Source organism: Ferrimonas gelatinilytica (assembly GCF_039544205.1).
Taxonomy (GTDB): Bacteria; Pseudomonadota; Gammaproteobacteria; order Enterobacterales; family Shewanellaceae; genus Ferrimonas; species Ferrimonas gelatinilytica.
Genome location: NZ_BAABLF010000002.1, coordinates 30,393 through 56,718 on the forward strand (window position 1 = coordinate 30,393; position 26,326 = coordinate 56,718).

A 26,326-nucleotide genomic window follows, 5' to 3' on the forward strand; every position below is an offset into this window, starting at 1 on the left:
CAATTTTTACAATTGAAGTTCCCCCATGATAACCCTGGATAAGGTCCAACTCATCCGTGGCGGCAAACGCCTTCTCGACAATGCCAGCCTAACCCTCTATCCCGGCCACAAGGTGGCTCTGGTGGGCGCCAATGGGGTCGGCAAGTCGAGTCTGCTCTCGTTGCTGCGTGGGGAGTTCGGCGTCGACGCCGGTGAGTGCCGGGTGCCGCCCCAGTGGCGCCAGGCCAGCGTGGCTCAGGAAACCCCGGCGCTGGATTGCAGCGCCCTGGATTACGTGCTGGATGGAGACCAGCGCTACCGCCAGCTCGAGCAGGAGCTGCACGACGCTCAGGCGGATGGCGAGGGCACCCGCATCGGGCATGCTCATGCCGCTTTCGAGGCTTACCATGGCTACCAGGTACCCGCCAGGGCAGCAGAGCTGTTAAGCGGGCTGGGGTTTGATAACGATGCCCAGGGGCGGCCGGTAAAAGCCTTTTCCGGCGGCTGGCGGATGCGCCTCAACCTCGCCCGTGCGCTACTTATCCCTTCGGACCTACTGCTGCTGGATGAACCCACCAACCACCTGGACCTGGATACTCTGATCTGGCTCGAAGGCTGGCTCAAGCGCTACGACGGTACCCTGATCCTGATCAGCCACGACCGCGACTTTCTCGATGCGGTGGTGGGGGAGGTGGTCCACGTGGAGCAGCTGCAACTGCATCACTACAAAGGCAACTACAGCCAGTTCGAACGGATCCGGGCGGAGCGTCAGGCACAGCAACAGGCCCAGTTCGAGAAGCAGGAGCGGCAACGGGCCCATATGCAGGCCTATGTCGATCGTTTCCGCGCCCAGGCCACCAAGGCACGCCAGGCCCAGTCCCGCCTTAAAGCCCTGGAGAAACTGACCCTCTCCGCCCCGGCCCATGCCGACTCCCAGTTCCAGATGGCTTTTCGGGCACCGGAAGCCCTGCCCTCTCCCCTGCTGAGACTGGACCAGGTCCAGGGCGGCTACGGAGCCGTTACCATCCTGGAGAAGATCAAACTCAACCTGGTCCCCGGCAGCCGCATTGGCCTGTTGGGACGCAACGGGGCAGGGAAGTCAACACTGATCAAGCTGCTCTCAGGCGAGCTGCCCCCTCAGGCCGGTGAGCTGGTGATGAGTCAGGGGGTCAAAATTGGCTATTTTGCCCAGCACCAGCTCGAAGCGCTGCGGCTGGATGACTCCCCGCGAGACCACTTGGCACGGCTGGCCCCGGAGGCACGGGAACAGGATCTGCGCAACTTCCTCGGTGGCTTCGGCTTTGCCGGCGACACGGCCCTGGCCCCGGTACGCCCCTTCTCCGGCGGCGAGAAGGCTCGGCTGGTGCTGGCTCTGCTGGTATGGCAACGGCCCAACCTGCTGTTGCTGGATGAACCCACCAACCACCTGGACCTGGAGATGCGCCACGCCCTCACTCTGGCCCTGCAGGGCTTCGAAGGGGCGATGGTGGTGGTGTCCCACGATCGCCACCTGCTGCGGGCCACCTGCGAAGATTTCTACCTGGTGGATGCTGGCCGGGTGGAGCCTTTCCAGGGGGATCTCGAGGACTACCATCAGTGGCTGCTGAAACGGGAGCCGGCCACGGATTCAGCCCCCCCGGAGCCCAAAACCGATCGCCGGGCCCAGAAACGTCAAGAAGCGGAGCTGCGTCAGCGCCTCTCCCCCTTCCGGAAGCGCCAAACCCAGCTGGATAAGCAGCTGGCAGCGGCCCAGCAGCGCTTGGAGGCGCTGGAAGCGCGGCTGGCGGACAGCGACATCTACCAGGATGACAACAAGGCGGAACTGACCCAACTGCTCAAGGAGCGCGGGGAACTGCAGGAGCAGCAGGAAACGCTGGAGATGGAGTGGCTCGAGCTGCAGGAGCAGATAGAGACCCTGACCCAGGAGCTGGCTCCGGAGTGACCATGACCCAAACGCCTTCCGCCGACACCTTCTGGCAGTTCTCGCTTGACCTCTGGGAGACCGGGGCGGTCAGTGAGATCGCTCTGACCCTGCAGGAGCGCCACGGCTTGGAGCCGAACCTGCTGCTGCTGGCCCTTTGGCTGCAACAAAGCGGCCAGTTTCTCAACGCGGGACAGTTCCGGCAGTTGGAGCAGGGGCATCGGGCCTGGTGCGACCAGGTGCTGATCCCCTATCGCCAGCTGCGTCGGCGGGCCAAGGCCGACCTGGATAAGGTGGGTTACCAACGGCTACTGGAGGGTGAGCTCGTGCTGGAGCGGCGCAGCCAGGCGCTGCTGCTCAAGGCACTGGCGCCGATGAAGACCGCCCTCAGTGGTGACAACCTGGACGCCTGCCTAGACGCCCTCGACCTTCCCCTGCACCGGATGGATCTCCCCCTCTCCAGTCAGCTGCACTCGCTGTTTCATGACCGTCAGGGCAATACACCGGACCTCGATGGTGGCACGCCTACCGACCCCTCCACGATTGCCCCCATTGCGAAATGCTGTCCCCGCTGCGGCGCCCGTTTCGACTGCCGAGCCGGTGCCGACTGCTGGTGTTTCAGCGCCCTGCCTCAGGGCACACCACGCCTGCCCCTGGACGGGGCCGCCAAAGAGGAAGGCTGCCTCTGTCCAGCCTGCCTGCGCGACGCTGCCGCGCGACGCTGAACACCCCGCCAACTTAACCTCCCAGCTTTCCATGATCGCAACGGGTCCTGTTGAACCGGGGCAGGCGGGTGTGGCCTGTGCGACCGAGGAAATTGCCAATATCCCTTGATACTGGTACTTTTAGCGCCCATTTTTACCCTGTTCAACGAAATTAAAGGCTTGCGTCATGCACCACTACGCCATCCTTGCCCATCCGGGTCATCAGCGGATCTACCTCGACAACGCTAGGGCGATCGCCCTGTTGGAACTGGCCGCAGTTTGCCAGGGCACCGGCGTTACCATCCTCCCCGATGACCAGATGATCCCGGGCCTGCCCGCCAGCCTGAGTTTTACCACCGAACAGCCGCTGAACCACAAGACCCTGGCCGCCTTGGCCGCCAGTTCACCCTTCTTTGCCCTGTTTGAACAGCTGCCCGGCCCCCTGCTTCGTCCCATTGCCGTACCTGAGATCCACCGCTTCCCCCAGAGCCTGAGCCAGATCCTTAAGTACACCGGCAAGACCAACGAGCAGTTTACCCGCCTGATGATCAACCTGGCCCAGAGCGCCTGCCAGACCGACAGCGCGAAACCCCGGCTGCTGGATCCCATGTGTGGCAAAGGCACCACCCTCTATGAGGGGATGATGCGCGGCTTTGATGTGGAAGGGATAGAGATCAACAGCAAATGGACCCTGGAGATCCAGGCCTACATCGCCCGCTTCCTGAAAACCGGTCGCTATAAACACAAGATCACCAAGGAGAAGCGCACTGGCAGCGATGGCAAGAAGCTGGCGGATCTCTACTGCGTCGAAACCGCCGCCGACAAGGCGGACTATGCCGCCGGTCGAACCCAACAGTTCCGTCTGTTCCCCGCCGACACTCGCCTGGCCGATCGCCTGTTGAAGAAAAATCACTGCGACCTGCTGGTGTCCGACCTGCCCTACGGGGTCCAGCATGGCAACAAGAGCGCCATGGACAGCAAGCTGGATCGTAGCGCCCTGACCCTGCTCAGCGAAGCCCTGCCCGCCTGGTTCAAGGTGCTCAAACCCGGAGGCGCCATGGTGCTCTCCTTCAACGAGTTCACCATGAAGTACCGCGAGGTGGCTCCGCTGCTGGAGCAGAACGGCTTCACCGTGCTGGACCAAGCCCCCTATAACGGCTACCTGCACCGGGTGGACCAGTCCATCAACCGCAACCTGATCGTCGCGGTGAAGGCGTAAGACTTCGCGATAAACAACTCAGCCCTTGCCATTCGCGGTGTCAGCGACGAAGTTAGCCTTTGAGGCCGACAACGGGAGCAAAGGATGGCAAGGGTTCTTTGGATAGCAACATTCGCTTCGGTACTGATCTGGTCAGCTATCGAGCCTAAAGATGGCTTCACCTGGTTTCTCGAAGTGCTGCCGGCCCTGTTCGCAGGGCTTCTGCTGGCGCTGACCTACAAACCCTTCCCTCTCACCCCTCTGCTCTATGGCCTGATCCTCCTGCACTGCGTCATCCTGATGGTCGGTGGCCACTATACGTATGCCGAGGTCCCGCTGTTTGACGGGATCCGGGACCTCACCGGCGGTACGCGCAACAACTATGACAAGCTCGGACACTTTGCCCAGGGGTTTGTGCCGGCGATCCTGGCACGGGAGATCCTGATCCGGCATCAGGTGGTTCGAACCCGGGGTTGGATGAACCTCTTCGCGATCAGCGTCTGCCTCGCCTTCAGCGCCTTTTACGAGTTGATCGAATGGTGGGTGGCCCTGCTCTCTGGACAGGATGCAGAAGCCTTTCTTGGCACCCAGGGCGACCCCTGGGACACCCAGTCCGACATGGCGATGGCGCTGCTCGGTGCCCTTCTCGCCCTGTGGTTGCTACGACACTGGCACGACCGACAGTTACGCGCGCTGAATCCTAAGTGAGGCTCCCTTGGGAGCGGCTACTCCCGAGTGAAGCAGCAGACCCAAAAACCTGATAGGATCCGCCCGCCGTTTCATGCCGGAGCCCCATCCATGCTGTTGATGCTCGATAACTACGACTCCTTTACCTACAACCTGGTGCAGTACTTTCAGCAGCTGGGCCAGGAGGTGGTGGTGCGGCGCAACGACGAGACCTCCCTGGAGGAGATCGCCACCCTCAATCCGGATCATATCGTCATCTCCCCTGGGCCCAAATCGCCGGATCAGGCCGGACTCAGTCTGGCGGTGATCCAGCGCTTCGCCGGACAGGTTCCCATCCTCGGCGTCTGCCTGGGACACCAGAGCCTGGCCCAGCACTTCGGCGCCAAAGTGGTCAGGGCAGAACGGGTAATGCACGGCAAAACCAGCGCCATCGAGCACCTTGGCCAGGGCGTCTTTGCTGGCCTGCCCAACCCCCTGACCGTCACCCGTTACCACTCCCTGGTGGTGGACCCCGCCTCGCTACCCGAAGAGCTGATCGTCACCGCCTGGACCTACAGTGACAGCGGCGCCCTGGAGATCATGGGGCTCAAACATCGTCACCTGCCCATCGAAGGGGTGCAGTTTCATCCCGAATCCGTGCTCACGGAGCAGGGGTTGGCCCTGCTGGCCAACTTCCTCAAGCCTTCCGCCTGATCACCGCCCATGCTGGTAATCAAGCTGTAACCAACTGTTACCAGTGCGTTTATAAGCATCCGCCAGCGTGGTATAACGACCGCCGAAGACCCCTAACCACAGCACGGAAGTCGCCATCATGAAAACCAGGATGTTGGTGCTGGGCTTAAGCTCGGTACTCTTTGGCTGTGCCCAGCTGGCACCGCAAACGCCCCCCTCTCCCTCAGAACCCCTCTCACCGCCGTCTCAACCCCAGATCACCACCCCGCTGACGCTCAAGCAGATCATGGCGGATCCAGACTGGATTGGGCGCGGCGCTAAGAACGCCTTCTGGGCCATTGATGGTGATGCCATCCTTTATGACCGCAAACGGGCGGGCAGCCCCATCAGCGATCGCTACCATCACCCAATCGATGGGGATGCCGAACTCCTGCCGCTGCCCCAATACGGCTGGCACAGCGACAAGGTACAGGCCAATGTCGACCACAGCGCCTGGATCTGGCTCTACGAGGGCCAGTTGATGGTTCGCCAGGGCGACAAGATCAAGCAGCTGACCCAGGATCCCGAACCGATCACCGGTCTGCGCTGGCTCAATGATGGTCGCATCGCTTTCTGGCGCTCGGACCGCATCGAGTCCATCGCCGCCGATGGCGGTCAGCGCCGCATGCTGGCCCAACTGGCAATGGAAGCGGCACCCGACGCCGACGAACCCAAGACCTACCTGGCCCGGGAACAGCGTAAACTGAGCCAGTTCGTGGATATGAACTACCGCCATGCCAAGGCGAAAGAGGCGCACCGCCTGGCCCGCATCGCGGCGGATCCGCGACTGCTGCCCGATCCCTTCTACCTCGGCAGCAGCGAGCAGGTGGCGGAGTTGTCGCTCTCCCCCTCCGGCCGATACCTCCTGGTCGCGCTGATCGACAAGGAGAACAGCTGGCGCGGTGAGCAGGACATCATGCCGGACTACCTGGATAAGCGCGGCTACGTCAACGCCGTAAAAGTCCGGGCCCGGGTGGCGGAGGCCAACCCAGCCGGTCAACGCCTGGTGATACTGGATCTTGAGCAACGCACCACCACGCCTATCACCTGGGAGGGGCTCTCGGGCTTTGACGAGGATGTCCTGGCGCCCATCAAGCAGGAGAATGGCACACAGGCGCCGGCCACTGTCCGGGCCATTCGCCTGATCCAGGACTGGGAATGGCAGCAGAGCGCGGCGCAGTGGCACGACGCCGAGGACCGCCTGGCCCTGATGCTGGAGGCGATCGACAACAAGGACCGCTGGCTTGCCACCGTGGATCTGGCCAAGGGTCGACTGACCACCCAGCACCGGCTACACGACCCCGAATGGGTCAACTATACCCACAACGAGTTTGGCTGGCTGGATACCCAAACCCTCTACCTGCTCTCCGAGCACAGCGGCTATTCGCACCTCTACCTCAAGCCGCTCGATGGCAAGCTCAAGGCCCTGACCGACGGCACCCAGGTGGTCTCCAACCTGACGCTCTCCCGCGACAAGCGCCATCTCTACTACACCGCTAACCCCAACCATCCGGGCCAGTACGAGGTGTTTCGCGTCGCCGTTAGCGATGGGCGTATCGAGCAACTGACGGATCTCAAGGGGATGCTGAGCTACCAACTTAGCCCGGATGAGACCCAGCTCCTGCTGGATTACTCCAGCCGCACCCGCCCCGAGGAGCTCTACATTCAGTCCATCGGTGGCACCGCCCGCCAGCTCACCCACACCACCGAAGCCGCCTATCTAAACTATCCCTGGCAGGCGCCGCAGGTGATCGCCGTCCCCTCCAGCCACCAGGAACAACCGATCTACGCCCGGCTCTACCTGCCGACGGATTATGACCCCGCCAAGCAGTATCCGGCGGTGATCTTCAACCACGGTGCCGGCTACCTGCAGAATGCCCACTACGGCTTCTCCAAGTATTTCCGCGAGTACATGTTCCATAATCTGCTGGCGCAGCAGGGTTACGTGGTCATGGACATGGATTACCGCGGTTCCAAGGGGTATGGACGCGACTGGCGAACCGCCATCTACCGCAATATGGGCCACCCGGAAGTGGACGACCTGCGCGATGGCATCGACTGGATGGTGGCTAACGTTTCTGTTGACCGCCAGCGTGTGGGCACTTACGGCGGCAGCTACGGCGGCTTCCTCACCTTCATGGCCCTGTTTACCCAGCCGGATCTGTTCCAGGCCGGCGCCGCATTGCGACCGGTGACCGACTGGGCCCACTACAACTACGGCTACACCAGCAATATCCTCAACACGCCAGAGTTGGATCCCATCGCTTACCGCCGCAGCTCCCCCATCTACCATGCCGAGGGGCTGCAAAAGCCGCTGCTGATCATGGCCGGTGTGCTGGATGACAACGTCTTCTTTCAAGACAGTGTGCGACTGGTCCAGCGCCTGATTGAGCTGGAGAAGCCGATGTTTGAGACCGCCATCTACCCGGTCGAGCCCCATGGCTTCCGCCAGCCCTACAGTTGGCTGGATGAATACCGACGTATCTTCCGCCTGTTCGAGGAGAACCTGAAAGCGGAGTAAACCAAAGGCCGTCCTCTGGACCTTTGATTAAAGGCCCAGAGGACCCACGCCTAGCTTCGCCAACCCTCAGCGGGGCCAACCTGCTGCTGCCTTAGTCGTTTTTCACTCTGTCGATGACACTCGGCCCGGATGGCGGGCGAACGACACCAACCCACTTGCGCTGCATACTCCCTCACCCAAAAAGCATAACTGTGGTGACTCGGTGTTTATCCGACTCGGTCCCAGCGGGGTGTTTTTCGACACCCTCCAAATAAAAACCTCTCCAACAGGGCCTTTTGGAACAGGTAAGCCTCAACCACGAAGCCCCGCAGCCCCTTTCTGGCGCTGCATAAATACTCAAAACATATAAAAATACGCACTAGAGTCCAATTTTGACTGTTGATGTTTATTTTTATAAGGTTTTGTTAAAGGAACCCAGTTTTGCCGGCGACCTCAGGGAACGCTGGCCCAAAGGAGAACCGCAATGACCGCTCAACAAGCCCCGACCCGCGCCCAGTTCGATGACGTCATGGTGCCCAACTACAACCCGGCCAACATCGTGCCGGTTCGGGGAGAAGGCAGCCATGTCTGGGATCAGCAGGGCCGCGAGTTCATCGACTTTGCCGGCGGCATCGCCGTTAACAGCCTTGGACACTGCCATCCCGCGCTGGTACGTGCACTGACCGAGCAGGGCAACAAGCTCTGGCACCTCTCCAACGTATTCACCAACGAACCTGCCCTCAAACTGGCCCAAACCCTGGTGGATCACACCTTTGCCGAGCGGGTTTATTTTGCCAACTCCGGCGCAGAAGCGAACGAAGCGGCGCTGAAGCTGGTGCGTCGCTACGCACTGGACCACTTCGGCCCGGATAAGGATCAGATCCTGGCGTTCCACCAAGGCTTCCATGGCCGCACCTTCTTTACCGTCAGCGTCGGTGGCCAGCCCGCCTACTCCGAAGGGTTCGGGCCCAAGCCCGGTGCCATCGACCACCTGCCCTTCAACGATATCCAGGCCCTGGAAGCCGCCATCAGCGATCGCACCTGTGCGGTGATGATGGAGCCGATGCAGGGTGAGGGCGGGATCGTCCCCGCCAACCCGGAATTTATCCAGCGTGTTCGCGAACTGTGCGATCAGCACAACGCCCTGTTGATCTTCGATGAAGTGCAGACGGGTGCTGGCCGTACCGGCACCCTCTATGCCTACGAACAGTTTGGCGTGACCCCGGACGTACTTACCTCCGCCAAGGGACTGGGGGGCGGCTTCCCGGTCGCCGCCATGCTAACCACCGCCAAGATCGCCGCCAGCCTGAAGCCCGGCACCCATGGTTCAACCTATGGTGGTAACCCGCTGGCCTGTGCCGTGGCCCAGGCGGTGATCGATGAGATCCGCAAGCCGGAGGTGCTGGAAAATGTCGCAGCGCGTCATCAGCAGTTCCGCGACGGCCTCAATGCGATCAACGACCGTTACAAGGTGTTCTCCGAAGTCCGTGGCATGGGCCTGCTGATAGGCGCCGCCCTCAACGAGGATTACCAGGGTCGGGCACGGGATTTCCTGGTGGCCAGTGCCGATGCCGGCCTGATGTGCCTGATCGCCGGTGCGAACGTGGTGCGCTTTGCGCCCAGTCTGGTGATTACCGAAGCCGAAGTCGCCGAGGGGCTGGCCCGGTTTGAGCGTGCGGTTGCCGCCGTCACTGCGGCCTGAGCGGAGAGCTTAAGATGCTGATTGTCCGCCCGATCCGACACAGTGATTACAACGCCCTGCGAGCCATCGCCGAGGCCTCGGGACATGGCTTCACCTCCCTGCCGGTGGATGAGGCGCTGCTCAAGCGCAAGATTGCCCGCAGCGAAGCCAGCTTCGCCAAGTCGGTCACGCAACCCAATGATGAAGGCTACCTGATGGTGCTGGAGGATCAGGGACGGGTGGTAGGCACCTGCGGCATCGAGGCGGCGGTGGGCAGTACCGACGCCTTTTATCACTACCGCTTGGGTACCGATGTGCATGTGTCGGAAAAACTCGGGATCCGTCGTGAGGTGCAAACCCTGACCCTATGCAACGACTACACCGGGGCTTCGGAGCTGTGCACCCTGTTCCTGCTGCCCCAGTGGCGCCGCGACCAGATAGGCCGAATGCTCTCCCGCAGTCGATTTGTGCTGCTCGCCGCCTTCGCCGAACGCTTTGCGGACCGGGTGATCGCGGAGATGCGCGGAGTCTCGGATGAAGAGGGGCGCTCCCCCTTCTGGCAGTGGCTCGAAGAGCATTTCTTCGGCATCGATTTCCCCACCGCCGACTACCTGACGGGGATCGGCGACAAGGTGTTCGTGGCAGAGCTGATGCCCCGCCACCCGATCTACGTGAACCTGCTCAGTGACGAGGCGCAGGCGGTGGTCGGCAAAGTTCACGAGAGCACCGAGCCGGCCCTGGCTCTGTTGGAGGCAGAAGGGTTCCGCTTCAATAACTACGTGGATATCTTCGACGCCGGCCCGACCGTTGAGTGCCAGCGGGACGCGATCCGGGCGGTCAAGGCTTGCCAGAAGCGCCGCAGTCTGCTGGTTGAACCGGACCAGCTCAATGGCGATTACCTGATCGGTAACGGCCGTCTGCCGGATCACCGGGTGATCCGCTCAGGAGCGATGATGGGCGAAGGCGCCGACCGTGTTGGCCTGAGCCAAGCGGTCCTCAGCGCCCTGAAGATCGAGGCCGGCGATCCGGTCTGGATCCTGCCGATGTAATGACACGAATAAGAGAGTTCAGCTTCCATGCAGTGACATATCCGAGCGTCGCCGTTGGTGCCCAAACCGGTGTATTGTGCTGGGTTCGGTATCTTACTGCGATGCTTGAAAGCTGGAGCCCCCGATAAAGACGGCATCACCACAGTAGGGTGCCGCAAACGCAGATAAGGAAATACGGCATGACCCATTTGATCAACGACCAATGGTGTGCGGGCAAAGGCGACCCGATGCGATCCGAGAACCCAGCCAACGGCGCACTTCTCTGGGAGGGCAATGCGGCCACACCGACGCAAGTCGACGATGCCGTCGCCGCCGCCCGCGCCGCTCAGCTAGAGTGGTCTCTTGGTGGCCTCTCTCGTCGTATCTCGGTGATCCAGGCATTCAAAACGCAGCTTGAGCAGAACCGGGAGGCCCTGGCTCGGGTGATTGCCGAGGAGACCGGCAAACCCCTGTGGGAGACCCGGACCGAAGTTGGGGCGATGATCGGTAAAGTCGATCTCTCCATCCGGGCCCAGGCCGAGCGCAGCGGAGACAGCCAAAACGATCTTCCCGGTGGCCGTGCGATGCTGCGCCATAAACCCCACGGTGTGGTGGCGGTATTTGGCCCCTATAACTTCCCCGGCCATCTGCCCAATGGCCATATCATTCCCGCCCTGCTGGCCGGCAACACCGTGGTGCTCAAACCCTCTGAGCTGACCCCCATGGTCTCCCAAGAGGTGCTCAAGCTATGGCAGCAGGCCGGGCTGCCCGCCGGCGTGGTCAACCTGGTCCAGGGAGAGCTGGAAACCGGCAAGGCGCTCTCTGCCCACCCCGGCATCGACGGCCTCTTCTTCACCGGCAGCTCCCGCACCGGCCATCTGCTGCATCAGCAGTATGCCGGCCAGCCCGGCAAGATCCTGGCCCTGGAGATGGGCGGTAACAATCCGTTGATCGTGCGCGCGGTGGAGGATGAGCGCGCGGCGGTGCACGACATCATCCAGTCCGCTTTCATCTCCAGCGGCCAGCGCTGCACCTGTGCCCGTCGCCTGTACCTGCCCAACACCCCCCAAGGAGATGCCCTGCTGACCCGCCTGCTTGAGGCCACGGCGAAGATCCGGGTGGCCGAACAGGATGCCGAGCCTGCCCCCTTCATCGCCAGCATGATCTCCGCCACGGCGGCCGAGGGGATGTTGGACGCCCAGCGCACGCTGGAGAACCTGGGCGGCAAGGTCCTGGAGCCCCTGCGGCTGCTCAAGCCCGGTACCGGCCTGATCCGTCCCGGGGTCATCGATGTCACTGCCATCGACGAGCTGCCGGACGAGGAGTATTTTGGCCCGCTGCTTCAGGTGATCCGCTACGATCACTTCGACGAGGCGATCACCCTGGCCAATCACACCCGCTACGGCCTATCCGCCGGACTGCTGTCTGACGATGCCGCCGACTGGGAGTACTTCCTGCCCCGCAGCCGTGCCGGGATCGTCAACTGGAATAAGCAGATCACCGGCGCGGCGGGATCCGCCCCATTCGGTGGCATAGGCGCCAGTGGCAACCACCGTGCCAGTGCCTATTACGCCGCCGACTACTGTGCCTACCCGGTGGCCTCCATGGAAGCGGACAAGGTGAGCCTGCCCGACAACCTGGCCCCGGGACTGGAGCTGTAGCGGCACCCGTTTGACGCAACTGACAAGGAGAGGTGGCATGAAACACAGTATCGACAGCCTGTTTACAGCCCTGTGGCAGGACTACCTGACGCAATGCCCGTCGGCGAAACCGATCCACCAACTGTTGGGAGATGGGGCTCCGCTGGTCAATGACCATGTGGCATTTCGCACTTTCAACCTGCCCGAGGTGGGGCTGGATCGCCTGGCCGCCCACTTCCTGGCCCTGGGCTATGAAGCCAAGGGGGAGTACCGGTTCGAAAAGAAGAAACTGTTTGCCCGCCATTTCGAACATCCGGATGGGAAGGCGCCGCTGGTCTTTATCTCAGAGCTACTGCTGGAGCAGTGCTCAGAGTCACTGCAGCAAACGGCCCGGGCGCTGGTTTCACAGCTGCCGGAGGGGGCTGCTGAGCAGCCGGACTTTCTCTACAGCGGCGCCCGGTGGCAGGTAGACCAAGCCGCTTACCACCAGTTGCGTCAGGAGAGCGAGTATGCCGCCTGGTTGGCAGCGTTTGGCTACCGGGCCAACCACTTCACGGTGCGGGTCAACGACCTGAGTCGGTATGACAGCCTGGAGGCGGTCAACACGGCCCTGGTCAAAGCAGGCTTTGACCTCAACCAGAGCGGCGGCGAGATCAAGGGTGACCCCAGCGTGTTGCTGGAACAATCCTCGACCTTGGCGGATCGCGTGGAGGTCAACTTCCGTGACGGAGCTTTGACCATCCCCGCCTGTTTCTACGAGTTTGCCCGCCGCTACCCTCAGCCCAACGGTCAGCTCTACACCGGCTTCGTGGCCGCCTCGGCGGACAAGATTTTCGAGTCCACCGACGCACGCTGATCCAGCGATTTATCGTCCCGTAGGGACCCAACTATCTGGCATCAAAAAAGGCATCCCTGGGGATGCCTTTTTGTTTGGCTTTGGCGATGATTTAACGGGTGCCGTACACCACGATAGTCTTGCCGTGGGCCTGGATCAGGTTCTGCTCCTCGAGCATCTTCAGGATCCGCCCTACGGTCTCCCGTGAGCAACCCACGATCTGACCGATCTCCTGGCGGGTAATCTTGATCTGCATCCCATCGGGATGGGTCATCGCATCCGGCTGGCGCGCCAGATTCAAGAGAGTCTGCGCGATTCGGCCTGCCACATCCAGGAAGGCGAGATCACCTACCTTCTGCGAGGTATCCTGCAGGCGATGGGCCATCTGTGCTGACAACTTCATCAGGATATCGGGGTTCACCTGGATCAGCTGACGGAACTTCTTGTAGGAGATCTCGGCGATCTCGCAGGGCGACTTTGCCCGTACCCAGGCGGTCCGCTCGGGCTGATCCTCGAACAAGCCCAACTCACCGATGAAATCGCCCTGATTGAGGTAGGAGAGGATCATCTCCTTGCCCTCTTCATCTTTGATTAGCACCGCAACGGAGCCCTTAACGATGTAGTACAGCGTGTCGGACTCTTCACCGGCATGGATCAGAGTGCTTTTGGCCGGGTACTTATGGATATGACAGTGGGACAGGAACCACTCCAAAGTCGGATCGGGCTTCGGCTTGCCAATCAACGCCATAGTCTTTATTCCCTTCAGTAGGATAAATCGCTTGAAACTTAATTCAGAATTCTAGGAGCAAATGTTAATAGCGTAAAGTGAGCAACACTTTGACGCCGATCCAACTTTTACGAAGAAGATCGTCGCCCGGCGCACATTTTTTTCCGAAATGCTTCATCCCATCAGCAACTGCGTTAACGGCCGGTTTGCAGTTTCTTCGCCTGCTCCGCCAACAGGCACTGCTGGCGTGTCTCCTTAATTTTGCGAATAAGCGGCGTCAGAATGAGTTCCATCGCCAGAGCCATCTTTCCACCAGGAACGACTAACGTATTGATACGTGACATAAAGCTTCCCTCGATCATACGTAGGTAATAGGGGAAGTTGGCGTCTTCGATGCCCCGAAAGCGGATCACCACGAAACTCTCATCCAGGGACGGGATATCTTTGGCGGAAAAGGGGTTGGAGGTATCGACCGTTGGCACCCGCTGAAAATTGATATGGGTGCGGGAAAACTGAGGCGTCATGTGAGCAACGTAGTCATCCATGGAGCGGACAATGGAGTCCATCACCTTTTCCCGACTGTGACCCCGCTCGCTGGTGTCACGGATGATCTTCTGGATCCACTCCAGATTGACGATGGGCACCATGCCGATCAAAAGGTCGGCGTGTTGTGCCACGTCCACCTCGTCCGTGACCACCGCACCATGAAGCCCCTCGTAGTAGAGCAGTTCACTGTCCGCAGTGAGTGGCTGAAAGGGGGTAAAGGTACCGGGCATCTGGTTGAAGGGGACGGCTTCATCAAAGGTGTGGAGATAGCGTCGGATCTGCCCCGCCCCAGTTTCGCCATATTCGGCAAAGAAGCGTTCCAGCGCCTCGAAGTCATTCGCCTCGGGGCCGAAGTAGCTGATCGCCCTGCCCTCCTCCCTGGCCTTGCGGATCGCCAGCTCCATCTCTCCCCGGGTGTAACGGTGGAAGCTGTCTCCCTCCACCAGGGCCGCACTGATCCCCAGCTGGCGAAAAATATGCTTAAACGCCTTGGTCGTGGTGGTGGTACCCGCACCGGAGGAGCCGGTCACGGCAATAATGGGGTGCTTTGCCGACATAGATGATTCAATCCTTGGTAAACATACTGTGGTTAGGGGAGAGGAACGAGGGTCAATTTTCCAGCGCTGCGGCCACCTCATCGGCCCGGCGGATCGCCACGCTCTCCTCCTGCTCAGAAAATTCCACCACCAACTCGCCGAGCCTCAGCGCATGATGCGCCCTGGCCGCCGAGTCGGCGAGACGCTCTGGGGTGAGCTCATCAAAGCCCTCGTCCCCCACCTGACCGAGCAGGTACTCACGGATCAGGTTCTCCAGGGTTTCCGGCGGCAGAGCCTCTTTCAGGGTGGCGTAGTCGATCAGCATGGGCGATCCGATTAGGGAGTAGCCGTTCATTGTCGCCCCCGCTGCCCACCCCGTCAATTCTGGGCGTTCAATGCCTTGCCACAAAGCCCCTCCCGTAGGTGACAATGTCGGTTTCTGTTGGGTTAAAACAGGTAACGCAGCGCAGTCTGAAAGGCGACATCCGCACTGTTATCCGCATGCACGCTGTTTTGCAGTACGCCCAGTTGCCAGCACAGGCGCTGGTATCGAAAGCGGTAGGCCAGGGCGATCTCGTGGGTAGATTTGGACAGCTCGGCGGCCCGTTTCAGCCCCCCCTGGCTGACCAGGTACTGCAGCTCCATGCTGTGCCTGGGGTGCCACTGAAATCGGTACCCCAACGCCAGGTGCCACTGGTAGGGGCGGACCGGTGCCGCCAGGACCCGCTGCGCACCGCTGTGACTCAGTGCCGCCATGGCATTAAAGCGGTGCCGTTGAGTGTGGTACCCGTAATCCCACTGCAGTGCCTGGTCCCAGCGCCCTCCCCCTCGCCATAGGGTTGGCCCCTGATGGTATTGAACCGTGACGCGGCTGCTCATCTGGTGCCGCTCTCGCTGCCACCACCGAAAGCCAACGCCCAGCTCGGTTTGCCGACTCAGCGTCCGGGAAGAAAAATCGTCCTGGGCCAGGCCGTACTCTGGGAAGCGGGACATAAAACGGTGCTTGGGAACCTGATCTCGACCGTTCTGGCCGATGCCAAAGAGGTCGTGGAATGTGAGGGAAAGTTGATCCAGGTGAGCATCATCGCTGCGCCCAAGGGTATGGCCGAGTGACAGCTGCCAACGCTCGTTGGGGCTGAATTCGAGGAGCAGGCCGTAATCCATCCGGTAGTAGTCCAGCTCATACGTCTCGTTAAGCGCGTAGATACTGGCGCCCTGGACCAGGACGGAGAGTGACCATCCCGAATCATAACTCGTCGCCGCTGGGACAGGACTCAGCCTTAGGCTTTTGGCTGGCGCCGGGGAGCGCATCGCCAAAGGGGCATCCTCGAAATAGGTGGCGTGTGCTGAGGGCTCGCACCCCAACCACATCAGGAGAGCGATCCCGCTTCGATACCATGGGCTCATAAACCCCTCGAGTAGCGGATCGGATCTCTCAGTCTAGATTAAAAACCTTAAGTCGCAGCGAGGTAGCCGAGAATACGCCGCTCCAGATAATACCGTGGCGACCAGGGCCAACCCCCTTCGATAAAACCGACGTGGCCCCCGTTAGGACAGAGCTCCAACTCCACCGATGGACTCAGCTCATCGGGAGCCGGGATCACCGCTTCAGTCATGAAAGGGTCATCCACCGCATGGAGCAGCAGGGTCGGCACGGCGATATGGGCCAAGAAAGCCTTACCGCTGGCTTGTTGATAGTAATCCTCGGCACCGGAAAAACCGTTGAGCGGTGCCGTGACTCGGTCATCAAACTGGTAAAAGGTCTTAAGCCGGCTCAGTTCCTGCTCAGTCAGGGGTAACTGATCCAACTTATCCCGGGTCTTCTGCTGCAACCGACCGATCAGATGCGTCTGATAGACGCGTGAGAACCCCCTCTCCATGCGCCGCGCACAGGCTGCCAAATCCAGAGGCGCCGACACCACGACGGCCCGTTCGACCCTGGCATACTCTCGCTGCTCGCCCAGGTACTTCACCAGTTGGTTTCCCCCCAGCGAATAGCCCACCACCCAGAGAGGGCTCTCTGGATACTGTCGTTTAAGCTCCGTGATCACCGCCATCAGGTCATCACTGGCGCCACTGTGGTAACTGCGAGTCAACCGGTTGGGCTCACCTGAGCAGGAGCGTTGATGCATCGCCACCGCAGCCAGAGATTGGTTTTCCGCATCGCTGAGCAAGCGACGCATGTAGTGGGAATCGGCGCTGCCTTCCAGGCCGTGCACCAGCAACAAAAGGGGCGCGTTGTGGTCGGGCCGGCGCTGCCAATCCAGATCGATAAAATCCCCGTCTGTCAGCTCCAACCGCTGCCGGTTCAATGCCTGGGGATGGGAGGGCTTAGTGAGCACCGGCCAGATGGTTTGAAGGTGTGCGTTGCGCCACCAGCGCGATGGTCGAAATCCGGGTTTGATGGTCATAACAGCCGCTCGGGAGTCGGAATGCAATCTCAAGCGACTCACTTTACCCGCACCTCCCTGCTCTTGCCACTGGCACAGCCGATGAATATCGGCGCTGGTATTAGCATTTGAAAACTCGGAGCAAGAGGGGCCAGGAGGGACAGAGTTTACAGAGCCGCCACAATCTTTGTCAGGCAGGATATTCGAGGCAAAAAAATGCCCACAACAACAGGTTGCGGGCCGGTTTTTTTGGGTCTCATCTCAACGGCGCTAGCGGTTGATAAGACCAATTTTTGCAGGGAGGATGATGAGTCCGTAAGAGTAGACGCCTCGAAAAATAAAAAGTTCACCGGTCCGAGGAAAATTTTCACAGGCTATCCGGTGGACAGATAAGCGTCGGCATCACCGCTGGGTGCCTGGCTGGCAAAAGATCGCCGCTCACCGGGCCAACATGCTTGCTGGAGCCAAGGTTCGTCACGGCATAAGGGAGAAGTTCGAAACAAAAAAAAGCCCACAGTGACAGGCTGTGGGCGGGTTCTTGAGTCTCATCTCAACGGCGCTAGCGGTTGATAAGACCAATCTTTTTGCAGGGAGGATGATGAGTCCGTAATAGTAGACGCCCCGCGGGGGGAAAAGTTCGCGTCCCGTTGAAGGGGAGCAAAATAAAAAATGCATCACCCTGTTTTTAATAGTAAAAATTTTTGAAAAAATTATCGCCGTCTCGTCCAGAAGCCTGGCGTATGCGACACGACTGGCCTTTCATTGGCAGAATGAGGGCGCTACCCTAGCGGCGCAGCCTAATAAAGGAGTCATTATGAATCGCACATTGGAGCGTTACCCCATCGGCACACCAGGCCAACCTTGGGGCGATGCAGAACGAGCACAGTGGAGAGCACAGGCACAGATCCAGCGCAGTTACGCCGAGGAGGTGCTCACCAAGATCACCGCACTGGGCGACCGCTTTGACCTCTGCCAATATGGCGCACTCTCCTACGATCCTGATCGCTACCCTCTCTATGCCCTGCAAAGCCGCGACTGGCACCCTGACCGCCCCAAAGTGCTGATCACCGGTGGTGTTCACGGCTATGAAACCAGTGGCGTCCAGGGGGCCCTGGCGTTTATGGACCAAGTCGCCGAACGCTACGAGGACCAGATCGATCTGCTGGCTCTGCCCTGCATCAGTCCCTGGGGCTACGAAACGATTAACCGATGGAATCCCCTCTGTGTCGATCCCAATCGCAGCTTCATGGAGAACAGTCCCTCGGAGGAAGCCGCCGCAGCCATGGCCTATGTTGCGTCTCAAGGCGTGAATTTCCTTGCCCATCTGGACCTGCACGAAACTACCGACAGCGATAAAACCGAATTTCGGCCAGCCCTGATGGCTCGGGATGGCAAACCCTTCGATGCCGCCAGCGAGCATATACCCGACGGGTTCTACACCGTAGATGACAGTGATCGGGCTCAGCCCGCGTTTCAGCGCGCCATCATCGAAGCGGTCAGTGCTGTCACCCACATCGCCCCGGCAGACGAGAAGGGCGAGATCATCGGCGCGCCGGTGCAGCAAGAGGGGGTGATCCACTACCCGAAGAAGCAGCTGTTTCTCTGCGGCGGCATGACCGATGCCCCCTACGTCACCACCACCGAGGTTTACCCCGACAGCCCCAATGCCTCCCCGGCGCAATGCAATGCTGCCCAGGTCGCCGCCGTGGTGGGTGCCCTGGACTTCCTGCTGGCACGCTGAGCCGACGCGTTTCATGCGGGGCTCATCGGCTTACGATGAGCCCACCCAGCTGCTCACCTTTCCTCACCAACGCATACTTATACAAAAATACTGCATCGGAAAGCACCGAGTGCTTGACCGCCAACTCCTGCCTGTTATTATCCAGCCAAATCATTTGATATTCACTTTATAAGAATAAAAATTCATCGAGGACGTTGTACGATGACAGAACAGATCCTAGCTCCCGCGCCGCCCAAGGGGCTGAATACGACCCGGAACATCCTGCTGTTTGCCATCCCCTCCCTGCTGGGGCTGATCTTCTTCCTGGCACCTCTGACAGTCGATGGCCAGTTCACCTTTCCCCTGGCCCTGATGGCTAAGGGCCTTAAGGGGCTTCTGGGGGACGCCATCCTGCCGACGGTGACCTCCGTCATCTGTGCCACCGCGCTGATCTCCTGCCTGGCCACCCTGATCCAGCCGAAGTGGGTTTCAGGCTCAGCGCTGATGACCCGCCTGTTCGTGGTCACCAAGCCATGGTTGCTGATCCGGATTTTTGGGGCGGTCTTTACCCTGATGGCCCTCAACCAATGGGGCCCGGAGATCATCTGGAGCGGAGATACCGGTGGTCTAGTACTGAACGACCTTTTGCCGTCGCTCTTTGTCACCTTCTTCTTCGCCGGCCTGCTGCTGCCTCTGCTTCTGAACTTTGGCCTGCTTGAACTGCTTGGCACCCTCTTGAGCAAAGTGATGCGGCCCCTGTTCAGACTCCCGGGTCGCTCCGCTATCGACTGCCTCTCCTCCTGGCTCGGCGATGGCACCGTCGGGATCATGCTGACCTCCCAACAGTACGAAGAGAAAAAGTACACCGAGCGGGAGGCGGCTGTCGTTGCGACCATGTTCTCCATCGTCGGGATCTCCTTCTCACTGGTCGTACTGACCCAGGTGGGGCTGGAGAACTACTTCGTGCCCTTCTATGGCGCCATCTGTCTGTCCGGTGTGGTCGCCGCCATGGTGCTCCAGCATCTGCCGCCACTCTCCTACAAGAAAGACCGCTACATCGATGGCAGCACCCCCAACCGGGACGATGAGCTGGTGCCGGCAGGTATGTCCGCCAGTCAATATGGCTTCCAGCTGGCGCTGCAGCGGGTCAATAAGATCGACAACCTGGGCGGTGTCGCCAAGCAGGGGCTGCATAATGCTCTGGACATGGTTATCGGGATCCTGCCGGTCGTCATGGCGGTCGGTACCATCGGCCTGGTCATTGCCGAAGCCACGCCACTGTTCAGCTGGCTTGGTGCCCCCTTCGTCCCCGTTCTAGAGCTACTCCAGGTTCCCCTGGCGGATCAGGCGGCACAGGCAGTGATGGTGGGCTTTACCGATATGTATGTCCCCTCCATCCTGGTGACCGGGCTGGAAAGTGAGATGACCCGCTTCATCATCGCGGCCCTGTCCGTAACCCAGCTGATCTTCATGTCAGAGACCGGCTCCGTTATCCTGAGTTCCAAGCTGCCGTTGAACATCTTTGAACTGATGGCGATCTTTATCCTGCGGACGCTGATCACCCTCCCCATCATCGTGCTGGTGGCCCACTGGGTGTTCTGACACAAGGCTCTTCTCCCCAGAACGCACAACGCCACCCGAGTCGGGTGGCGTTTTTCTTACAAACCCTTGGTACTCATTCGCGACGCAACAGACCATCGGCTTCCGCCTTATCCAGCTTCTGCTCCAGCACCTCCCACAAGGGGGCGACTCCCCGGCCGATACGACGGTTGATCTGAAGCACCTGGTTCTTGCTGATGCCATGCTTTTGCCAGCTGTGCCCCCCTCCGTTGAGGTTCTGCATCAGCGGTGGAACCCGATCCATCGCCTTGGCAAACCTTGCATCTGCACTCTCTCCCGCCTCGAACTCCAGCCACAGCGCCAAATACTCCCGTTGTTGCTGCTCATCGGGCAACAAGGCCAACAAGCGGCGAACCCCCTGTTCCTCGGCCGCTTTGTTCTCTGGCGTCTCACTGGCGTAGATGATGGTGTCACCGGCATCAATCTCGCCCAGGTCATGGATCAGCAGCATCCGGATCACCCGGTCAATATCGACCGGCTCATTGGCATAATCCTTGAACATCAGTGCCGTCAGGCAAACGTGCCAACTGTGCTCGGCGGAGTTCTCGAAGCGGGTGAGGCCCACGGGGCGTGTCTGGCGATGAACATCTTTGAGCTTTTCAATCTCAACCATAAAGTCGAGGATCTGGCAGATCTGGCTGTGCATGACGGGCTCCTAAGGTTGGGCCCGCCATTCTAACCGTCCCGGGTCCGGGCCCGCGAGCGCAGTGGTCACTTAAAGCCGCAGGGGGGCGCAGTAATCAACGATAACCCCAGGGAGCCGGCGGCGCCTCCACCGGTTTGGTCAGGTCGAAATCAATGCGAAACTCCCGGGCATCCCGGGTGAGGTGGTAGGTGAAGCGGTCCGGATAGACCTGCATATGCCAGACGTTGCCATTGGACTGGGGGAACCCCAGGCGGGTGAAAAGATCCTTGGAATAGTCATCCGCAGGGAAACGCTGGTAATTCCCATAACCACGCTCCAGGGTATGGCCACCGTACATGGTGGACTCATCGTCACTGCCATCGGGCTGGCGGTGATCATGCTTGAGCAGGATACCGGCACCGGTCTGAGTCAGGATCCAGGTCCGAGAGGCATTCTCGCCAACATGGAAGGGGATCTGGATCTGGTCCTCCTCACACACCCGCACATGCATAACCAATCGCTGACTGGTGAAGCCATCCCCCTCACGGCCACCGGCGACGAGCTTGCCCTCGTAAGCTTTGCCACAGTGCGCCCGAAGCTGATCAAAGAAGGCCACCTGTTCCGGCACCTTGGTGGTAAATGCGGCCTGGGCCGAAAGGCTGAGCAGGCAGGCGCCCCCCAAAGACAGCAGTGTGAATTTATGCATTCTGTTCTCCTTTTTGCCACCGCACTATAGGAGGGAGCCAAGTGGGGAGGCAAACCGGGCCCACCAACCAAAACACTACCAGTGCGAACCTGAATAGGAGATCCATCCAAGTTTATGCTTACAGCGTGTCAATATGAGGCGCAGGGGCAATAAGCGCCAGCATAATTATGGATATACAACTTACACCATTAAAATCATACATTTAACAACAGAGCCCAGAAGATCACTCTGCTTAACCGGCGCCTCTGTGACGGGTAGCCATAAAAAACGGCCCCCAGGGAGGCCGTTGATCTGACAGAGTAGAGTTGGGCTTACAGTGCCGCTTCAAGCTCCGGCAACACGTCAAACAGGTCCGCCACCAAGCCGTAGTCGGCCACCTGGAAGATGGGTGCCTCCTCATCCTTGTTGATGGCGACGATCACCTTGGAGTCCTTCATTCCCGCCAGATGCTGAATGGCACCGGAGATCCCGACGGCAATGTAGAGTTGCGGCGCGACGACTTTACCGGTCTGTCCCACCTGCATGTCATTGGGCACGAAACCGGCGTCGACTGCGGCACGGGAAGCGCCGACGGCGGCGCCCAGCTTGTCGGCAATACCATCCAGCAGCTTAAAGTTCTCACCATTGGCCATGCCACGGCCACCGGAGATCACCACTGAGGCAGCCGTCAGCTCGGGACGGTCCGAAACGGCCAGCTTGTCTTCAATATGCGCACTGGTCGCGGCGTCATGGACGGCACCTATGCTGTCCTGCGGCGCGTTGCCCCCCTCGGCGGCCACGGCATCGAAGCCGGTACCCCGGACAGTGATCACCTTGACCGGATCCTCTGACTGAACGGTAGCGATAGCATTGCCGGCATAAATGGGACGAGTAAAGGTATCGGCGCTTTCCACGCTGATGATCTCGGAGATCTGGTTTACATCCAGCCCAGCGGCGACCCGCGGCGCAATGTTCTTACCTGTGGTCGTCGCCGCAAACAGGAGATGGCTGAAACCGGTACCCAGTTCCGTCACCAGGGCGGCCACGTTTTCCGCCAGTTGATGTTCATAGGCAACGTTATCCGCCACCAGAACTTTATCGACAGCCTCGATGCGGCTGGCCTGATCGGCAACCGCCTGACAGCCACTCCCCGCCACCAGTAGGGTGATCTCCTGACCGATCGCCTTGGCCGCGGCCAGGGTATTCAGCGTTACCGGCTTCAGCTCGCTGTTGTCATGCTCTGCAATAACCAAAGTGGTCATAACCTAATCCTTTTCGCTGTCGCCTCGCCGCCTGGGCACCGAGGCACAATTCCATAGTCAACCGGGCGCTTCACAGCACCTTGGCTTCGTTCTTCAGTTTATCTACCAACTGCGCCACACTGTCGACCTTGACGCCGGCCTGGCGTACTGGTGGGTTTTCTACCTTCAGTGTCTTCAGCTTGCAGGTCACCGCCACGCCAAGATCATCCGCGGTGACCACTTCGAGCGGTTTACGCTTGGCCTTCATGATGTTGGGCAAAGAGGCATAGCGGGGTTCATTCAGACGCAGATCCGTGGTGACCACGGCGGGCAACGACAGTTTCAGGGTTTGCAACCCGCCGTCGATCTCCCGGGTCACGATGGCGTGTTCGCCTTCGATCACCAACTCAGACGCGAAGGTGGCCTGGGGCAGGCCAGTCAGTGCAGCCAGCATCTGGCCGGTCTGGTTGTTATCGGAATCGATCGCCTGTTTACCCAGCAGCACCAGGCCGGGCTGCTCCTGCTCCACAACCTTGCTCAACAGCTTGGCGATGGTCAGTGGATCCATCGCCTCACTGACGTCGACCTGGATCGCTCTGTCGGCACCCAATGCCAAGGCGGTACGCAACTGCTCCTGACAGGCTTTATCACCAATGGAGACCACCACGATCTCATCGGCAACCCCCTTCTCCTTGAGTCGTACCGCCTCTTCGACGGCGATCTCACAAAAGGGGTTGATGGCCATCTTAGTGTTGGCCAGGTCCACATCGGAGTTATCGGATTTCACCCGAACCCGTACGTTGTAATCGATTACGCGTTTTACCGCGACCAGTACTTTCATCGCTTCTACCTGATTTGACTGAGCGTCCTGTGTGGCACAAGGGGTGCGCATCCTTGACGCAGGAAAGAGGATCCCATTGTGTGTATGACGCTTCACTTTGCCAATGACCAATTCGGCCAAAGCCACCGACACAACCGGCCAGCCAAGTTTACACCCTTACCCAGATAGACACTTCCCACCCTTCACCATGATGAAGAATGCGAGCACACACTTACACCATTGAGCCTTTCAAAAGCGACTTTCGATAATCTCCAGGTGTCACCCCTTCCCACTGGCGAAAGGCACGAATGAAGGGGCTGGGATCATCAAATCCGACCAGTCTTGCGACATCAAAAATAGACAGATCCGGACAGCTGAGGTAATCCAGCGCGGCCTCCTTCCGACAGGCATGCTTTAACCGGGTGTAGCTGGTTCCCTCCTCCGCCAAGTGTCTTCGCAGCGTGCGATCGGACATCCCTAACTGGCTGGCGACAGTCGAAAGGCTGGGGAGCGGGCGGCTGAAATCCCGACCGAAAAGTGCCCGGATACGAGCACTGACGGAGCTATCACCATTGACCATCACCATCAGCTGATAGGGAGCGGTTTTCAGGAAACCACGCCAGGCCGCTTCTCCCTGGACCAAGGGTTGTTTCAACCAACGAGCGTCAAACTCAAGTCGGTTATCCGCCATCGCAAACCGCAAATCAGACTGGAACAGCCACTCGTAATCCTGACGGTTAGGCTGCTCGGCAAAGGTAAAACAGGCACGCTGCAGAGGCAGCCGCCGACCGATCATCCAGCTCATGAAATGGTGCCAGATGGAGAGCGTTGTGCGGATCAGTGTCGGTGACTCGTTGGATACCACATTTTTTAGCGTCCCCGCCGGCAGCGTTTTCAGGGCGACAAAATGAAAGTGGGCAGTCTCACCCGAAACAGAGAGGTGGGGTTTGATGGTGGGGCCTTTGCATATCTCGTAAAACTCACTGCACCGATGCAGGGCATCTTCCAATGTGGCACAGTGCGCGATGCAATAGCACATCATCCGGAACATCCCGTTGGGGGTTTTCCCACCGGTCAACAGGCCGAAGGAGTCATCTTGCGCCAGGTTCACAAGACGTTGGTAAAGTCGACCAAACTGGCGAACCGGAAGATCATTTTGCTGCGTCAGCATGGATTCCGTGATGCCACTGGCACTGAGCAGGGACACCACGTCATAACCTTGTTGACGGGCGTGACTCAGCAACACCTCGATATAGTCCATGGAGACCCCTTCCCGCTTACTCACCACTCCTTTCTCCCCGCTCTCCGTTCACCTGGCTGTATCCTGCCACGATTGGATCGAGAGAGAAAAATCAAACCGGAAAACAGCGGCGCCCACACTCAGGTGGGCGCCGGTAGATAACAGAAAACGCGCATCGTCAGCGATCCAGATAGAGGTCCCGCATCAGGTGCTCGCACGCCGGGTCCACTTTGTAAGGTTCGAAATCGACCACTCCGCTATCGCGCAGAACCTGCTCATCAGTAAGGCACTGACCGGTCAACGATGCTTCCTCCGAGGTTAGGATCGCCATCGCCGCATCCGCCATGATTGCCGGTGTCCGTGAGCGCTTCAGCAAAGCCGCATCGATGGCATATTCAACTGCCGCAGTCGCTATCGTGGTCTGAGGCCAAAGGCAGTTGCAGCGGACCCCATCTCCCTTAAGCTCCTCTGCTAGGCCCAGAGTCAACAAAGTCATGCCATATTTGGTGACGGTGTAGGGGCCGTAGGGCCCAAGCCAGTGTGGCGCCAAATTAATTGGGGGGGAGAGCGTTAGGATCTGTGCGTTTTCAGTCTGTTTGAGGTAGGGGATAGCAGCCTTACTGCACACCAGGGTACCCCGTGTGTTGACGCTATGAATAAGGTCAAAACGATCGATATCCGTATGCTGTACCGGAGTCAGCGCAATGGCGCTGGCGTTGTTGACCAGAACGTCCAGACCGCCAAAACGATCCACGGCCTGGGCCATGGCACTTTGAACTTCCTTCTCATCCCGGACGTCCAGTTTCACGGCCATCGCCTGGCCTCCAGCCTCCTCAACCTCTCGCGCAACACTGTGGATGGTACCGGACAGTTTAGGGTGGGGCGTATCGGATTTGGCCGCGATCACCACGTTTGCGCCCTGTTTTGCGCATGCAATGGCAATCTCTCTGCCGATCCCTCGGCTGGATCCGGTAATGAAAACGGTTTTACCTGCTAACTTGCTCATTGAGTGCATCCTGGCTGGCTGAAAAATCAGATAATCAGTCATAAACCTAAGGGCAAGAGAACAAAAAGCAAACAAGAAACGGTCAATACCAGCAAAACCCGTCAATACGCGGTCGGCTATCAGTCAGGTCTGGCTTGCCAGATCAAGGGGCTCGCTCTTCGTGCAATACAGGAGGGGTAGAGGTGGCGCGCAGATACGAAAAAGGCCCTGTCCGAAGACAGGGCCTTGATCTGAATAAGCGTCTGGCGATGACCTACTCTCACATGGGAACTCCCACACTACCATC

General features: G+C 59.7%; 23 protein-coding genes. 12 read left to right on the forward strand and 11 right to left on the reverse strand.

Going from position 1 to position 26,326, the window contains the following annotated elements; translation table 11 throughout:
* Positions 1-25 precede the first annotated feature (25 nt).
* The 10 genes from ABD997_RS01255 (at position 26) to ABD997_RS01300 (ending at position 12,905) form a co-directional block, all read left to right on the forward strand.
* Positions 26-1,921 (forward strand): ATP-binding cassette domain-containing protein, encoded by a 1,896-nt coding sequence (locus tag ABD997_RS01255; RefSeq protein WP_345315199.1) that lies wholly within the window; start codon positions 26-28, stop codon positions 1,919-1,921.
* Positions 1,922-1,923: 2 nt separating this feature from the next.
* A complete protein-coding gene (locus tag ABD997_RS01260) occupies positions 1,924-2,625 on the forward strand; it encodes a TIGR02444 family protein (protein ID WP_345315200.1) in 702 nt (233 codons plus the stop codon).
* Between the two features lie 166 nt (positions 2,626-2,791).
* Positions 2,792-3,823, forward strand: coding sequence for a TRM11 family SAM-dependent methyltransferase (locus ABD997_RS01265; protein ID WP_345315201.1), 1,032 nt, complete (start codon positions 2,792-2,794; stop codon positions 3,821-3,823).
* A gap of 84 nt (positions 3,824-3,907) precedes the next feature.
* Complete coding sequence (locus tag ABD997_RS01270) at positions 3,908-4,510, forward strand: DUF2238 domain-containing protein (protein WP_345315202.1); 603 nt, start codon at positions 3,908-3,910, stop codon at positions 4,508-4,510.
* Positions 4,511-4,600: 90 nt separating this feature from the next.
* Complete coding sequence (locus tag ABD997_RS01275) at positions 4,601-5,182, forward strand: anthranilate synthase component II (protein WP_345315203.1); 582 nt, start codon at positions 4,601-4,603, stop codon at positions 5,180-5,182.
* Between the two features lie 118 nt (positions 5,183-5,300).
* The gene (locus ABD997_RS01280) at positions 5,301-7,721 is read left to right on the forward strand and encodes a S9 family peptidase (RefSeq protein ID WP_345315204.1); all 2,421 of its coding nucleotides are present in this window, start codon (positions 5,301-5,303) and stop codon (positions 7,719-7,721) included.
* A gap of 463 nt (positions 7,722-8,184) precedes the next feature.
* A complete protein-coding gene (locus ABD997_RS01285; RefSeq protein WP_345315205.1) occupies positions 8,185-9,402 on the forward strand; it encodes an aspartate aminotransferase family protein in 1,218 nt (405 codons plus the stop codon).
* Between the two features lie 14 nt (positions 9,403-9,416).
* Complete coding sequence (gene astA / locus ABD997_RS01290; RefSeq protein WP_345315206.1) at positions 9,417-10,430, forward strand: arginine N-succinyltransferase; 1,014 nt, start codon at positions 9,417-9,419, stop codon at positions 10,428-10,430.
* A gap of 179 nt (positions 10,431-10,609) precedes the next feature.
* Positions 10,610-12,070, forward strand: a complete 1,461-nt coding sequence (gene astD, locus ABD997_RS01295) for a succinylglutamate-semialdehyde dehydrogenase (protein WP_345315207.1) — start codon at positions 10,610-10,612, stop codon at positions 12,068-12,070.
* A 37-nt stretch (positions 12,071-12,107) separates the two neighbouring features.
* Positions 12,108-12,905, forward strand: coding sequence for a DUF1338 domain-containing protein (locus ABD997_RS01300; protein WP_345315208.1), 798 nt, complete (start codon positions 12,108-12,110; stop codon positions 12,903-12,905).
* Between the two features lie 91 nt (positions 12,906-12,996).
* Here the strand turns inward: ABD997_RS01300 and crp are convergent, their stop codons facing one another.
* From crp to ABD997_RS01325, 5 genes are all read right to left on the reverse strand, one after another.
* Positions 12,997-13,632, reverse strand: a complete 636-nt coding sequence (gene crp / locus ABD997_RS01305) for a cAMP-activated global transcriptional regulator CRP (RefSeq protein ID WP_345315209.1) — start codon at positions 13,630-13,632, stop codon at positions 12,997-12,999.
* A gap of 173 nt (positions 13,633-13,805) precedes the next feature.
* On the reverse strand, positions 13,806-14,714 hold the full coding sequence (locus ABD997_RS01310; protein ID WP_345315210.1) for a phosphoribulokinase: 909 nt from the start codon (positions 14,712-14,714) through the stop codon (positions 13,806-13,808).
* Positions 14,715-14,766: 52 nt separating this feature from the next.
* Positions 14,767-15,018: a YheU family protein gene (locus ABD997_RS01315; RefSeq protein ID WP_345315211.1), complete on the reverse strand. Its 252-nt coding sequence runs from the start codon at positions 15,016-15,018 to the stop codon at positions 14,767-14,769.
* A gap of 122 nt (positions 15,019-15,140) precedes the next feature.
* Positions 15,141-16,100, reverse strand: coding sequence for a DUF3187 family protein (locus ABD997_RS01320; protein ID WP_345315212.1), 960 nt, complete (start codon positions 16,098-16,100; stop codon positions 15,141-15,143).
* Between the two features lie 47 nt (positions 16,101-16,147).
* A complete protein-coding gene (locus tag ABD997_RS01325) occupies positions 16,148-17,098 on the reverse strand; it encodes a hydrolase (protein WP_425557023.1) in 951 nt (316 codons plus the stop codon).
* A 799-nt stretch (positions 17,099-17,897) separates the two neighbouring features.
* On the opposite strand from ABD997_RS01325, the gene ABD997_RS01330 reads away from it, so the two are divergent.
* Both ABD997_RS01330 and ABD997_RS01335 read left to right on the forward strand, forming a co-directional pair.
* The gene (locus ABD997_RS01330; RefSeq protein WP_345315214.1) at positions 17,898-18,824 is read left to right on the forward strand and encodes a M14 family metallopeptidase; all 927 of its coding nucleotides are present in this window, start codon (positions 17,898-17,900) and stop codon (positions 18,822-18,824) included.
* Between the two features lie 201 nt (positions 18,825-19,025).
* Entirely contained in the window at positions 19,026-20,405 is a 1,380-nt protein-coding gene (locus ABD997_RS01335; RefSeq protein WP_345315215.1) for a YjiH family protein, read from the forward strand.
* A 73-nt stretch (positions 20,406-20,478) separates the two neighbouring features.
* Here ABD997_RS01335 and ABD997_RS01340 read toward each other — a convergent pair whose 3' ends face one another.
* From ABD997_RS01340 to ABD997_RS01365, 6 genes are all read right to left on the reverse strand, one after another.
* Positions 20,479-21,069, reverse strand: a complete 591-nt coding sequence (locus ABD997_RS01340; RefSeq protein WP_345315216.1) for an HD domain-containing protein — start codon at positions 21,067-21,069, stop codon at positions 20,479-20,481.
* Between the two features lie 94 nt (positions 21,070-21,163).
* Positions 21,164-21,754, reverse strand: coding sequence for a hypothetical protein (locus ABD997_RS01345; protein WP_345315217.1), 591 nt, complete (start codon positions 21,752-21,754; stop codon positions 21,164-21,166).
* 311 nt (positions 21,755-22,065) lie between these two features.
* A complete protein-coding gene (locus tag ABD997_RS01350) occupies positions 22,066-22,995 on the reverse strand; it encodes an electron transfer flavoprotein subunit alpha/FixB family protein (protein ID WP_345315218.1) in 930 nt (309 codons plus the stop codon).
* A 70-nt stretch (positions 22,996-23,065) separates the two neighbouring features.
* Positions 23,066-23,815 (reverse strand): electron transfer flavoprotein subunit beta/FixA family protein, encoded by a 750-nt coding sequence (locus ABD997_RS01355; protein WP_345315219.1) that lies wholly within the window; start codon positions 23,813-23,815, stop codon positions 23,066-23,068.
* A gap of 211 nt (positions 23,816-24,026) precedes the next feature.
* Entirely contained in the window at positions 24,027-25,079 is a 1,053-nt protein-coding gene (locus ABD997_RS01360) for an AraC family transcriptional regulator (RefSeq protein WP_345315220.1), read from the reverse strand.
* 133 nt (positions 25,080-25,212) lie between these two features.
* On the reverse strand, positions 25,213-26,040 hold the full coding sequence (locus ABD997_RS01365; RefSeq protein WP_345315221.1) for an SDR family oxidoreductase: 828 nt from the start codon (positions 26,038-26,040) through the stop codon (positions 25,213-25,215).
* Positions 26,041-26,326 lie beyond the last annotated feature (286 nt).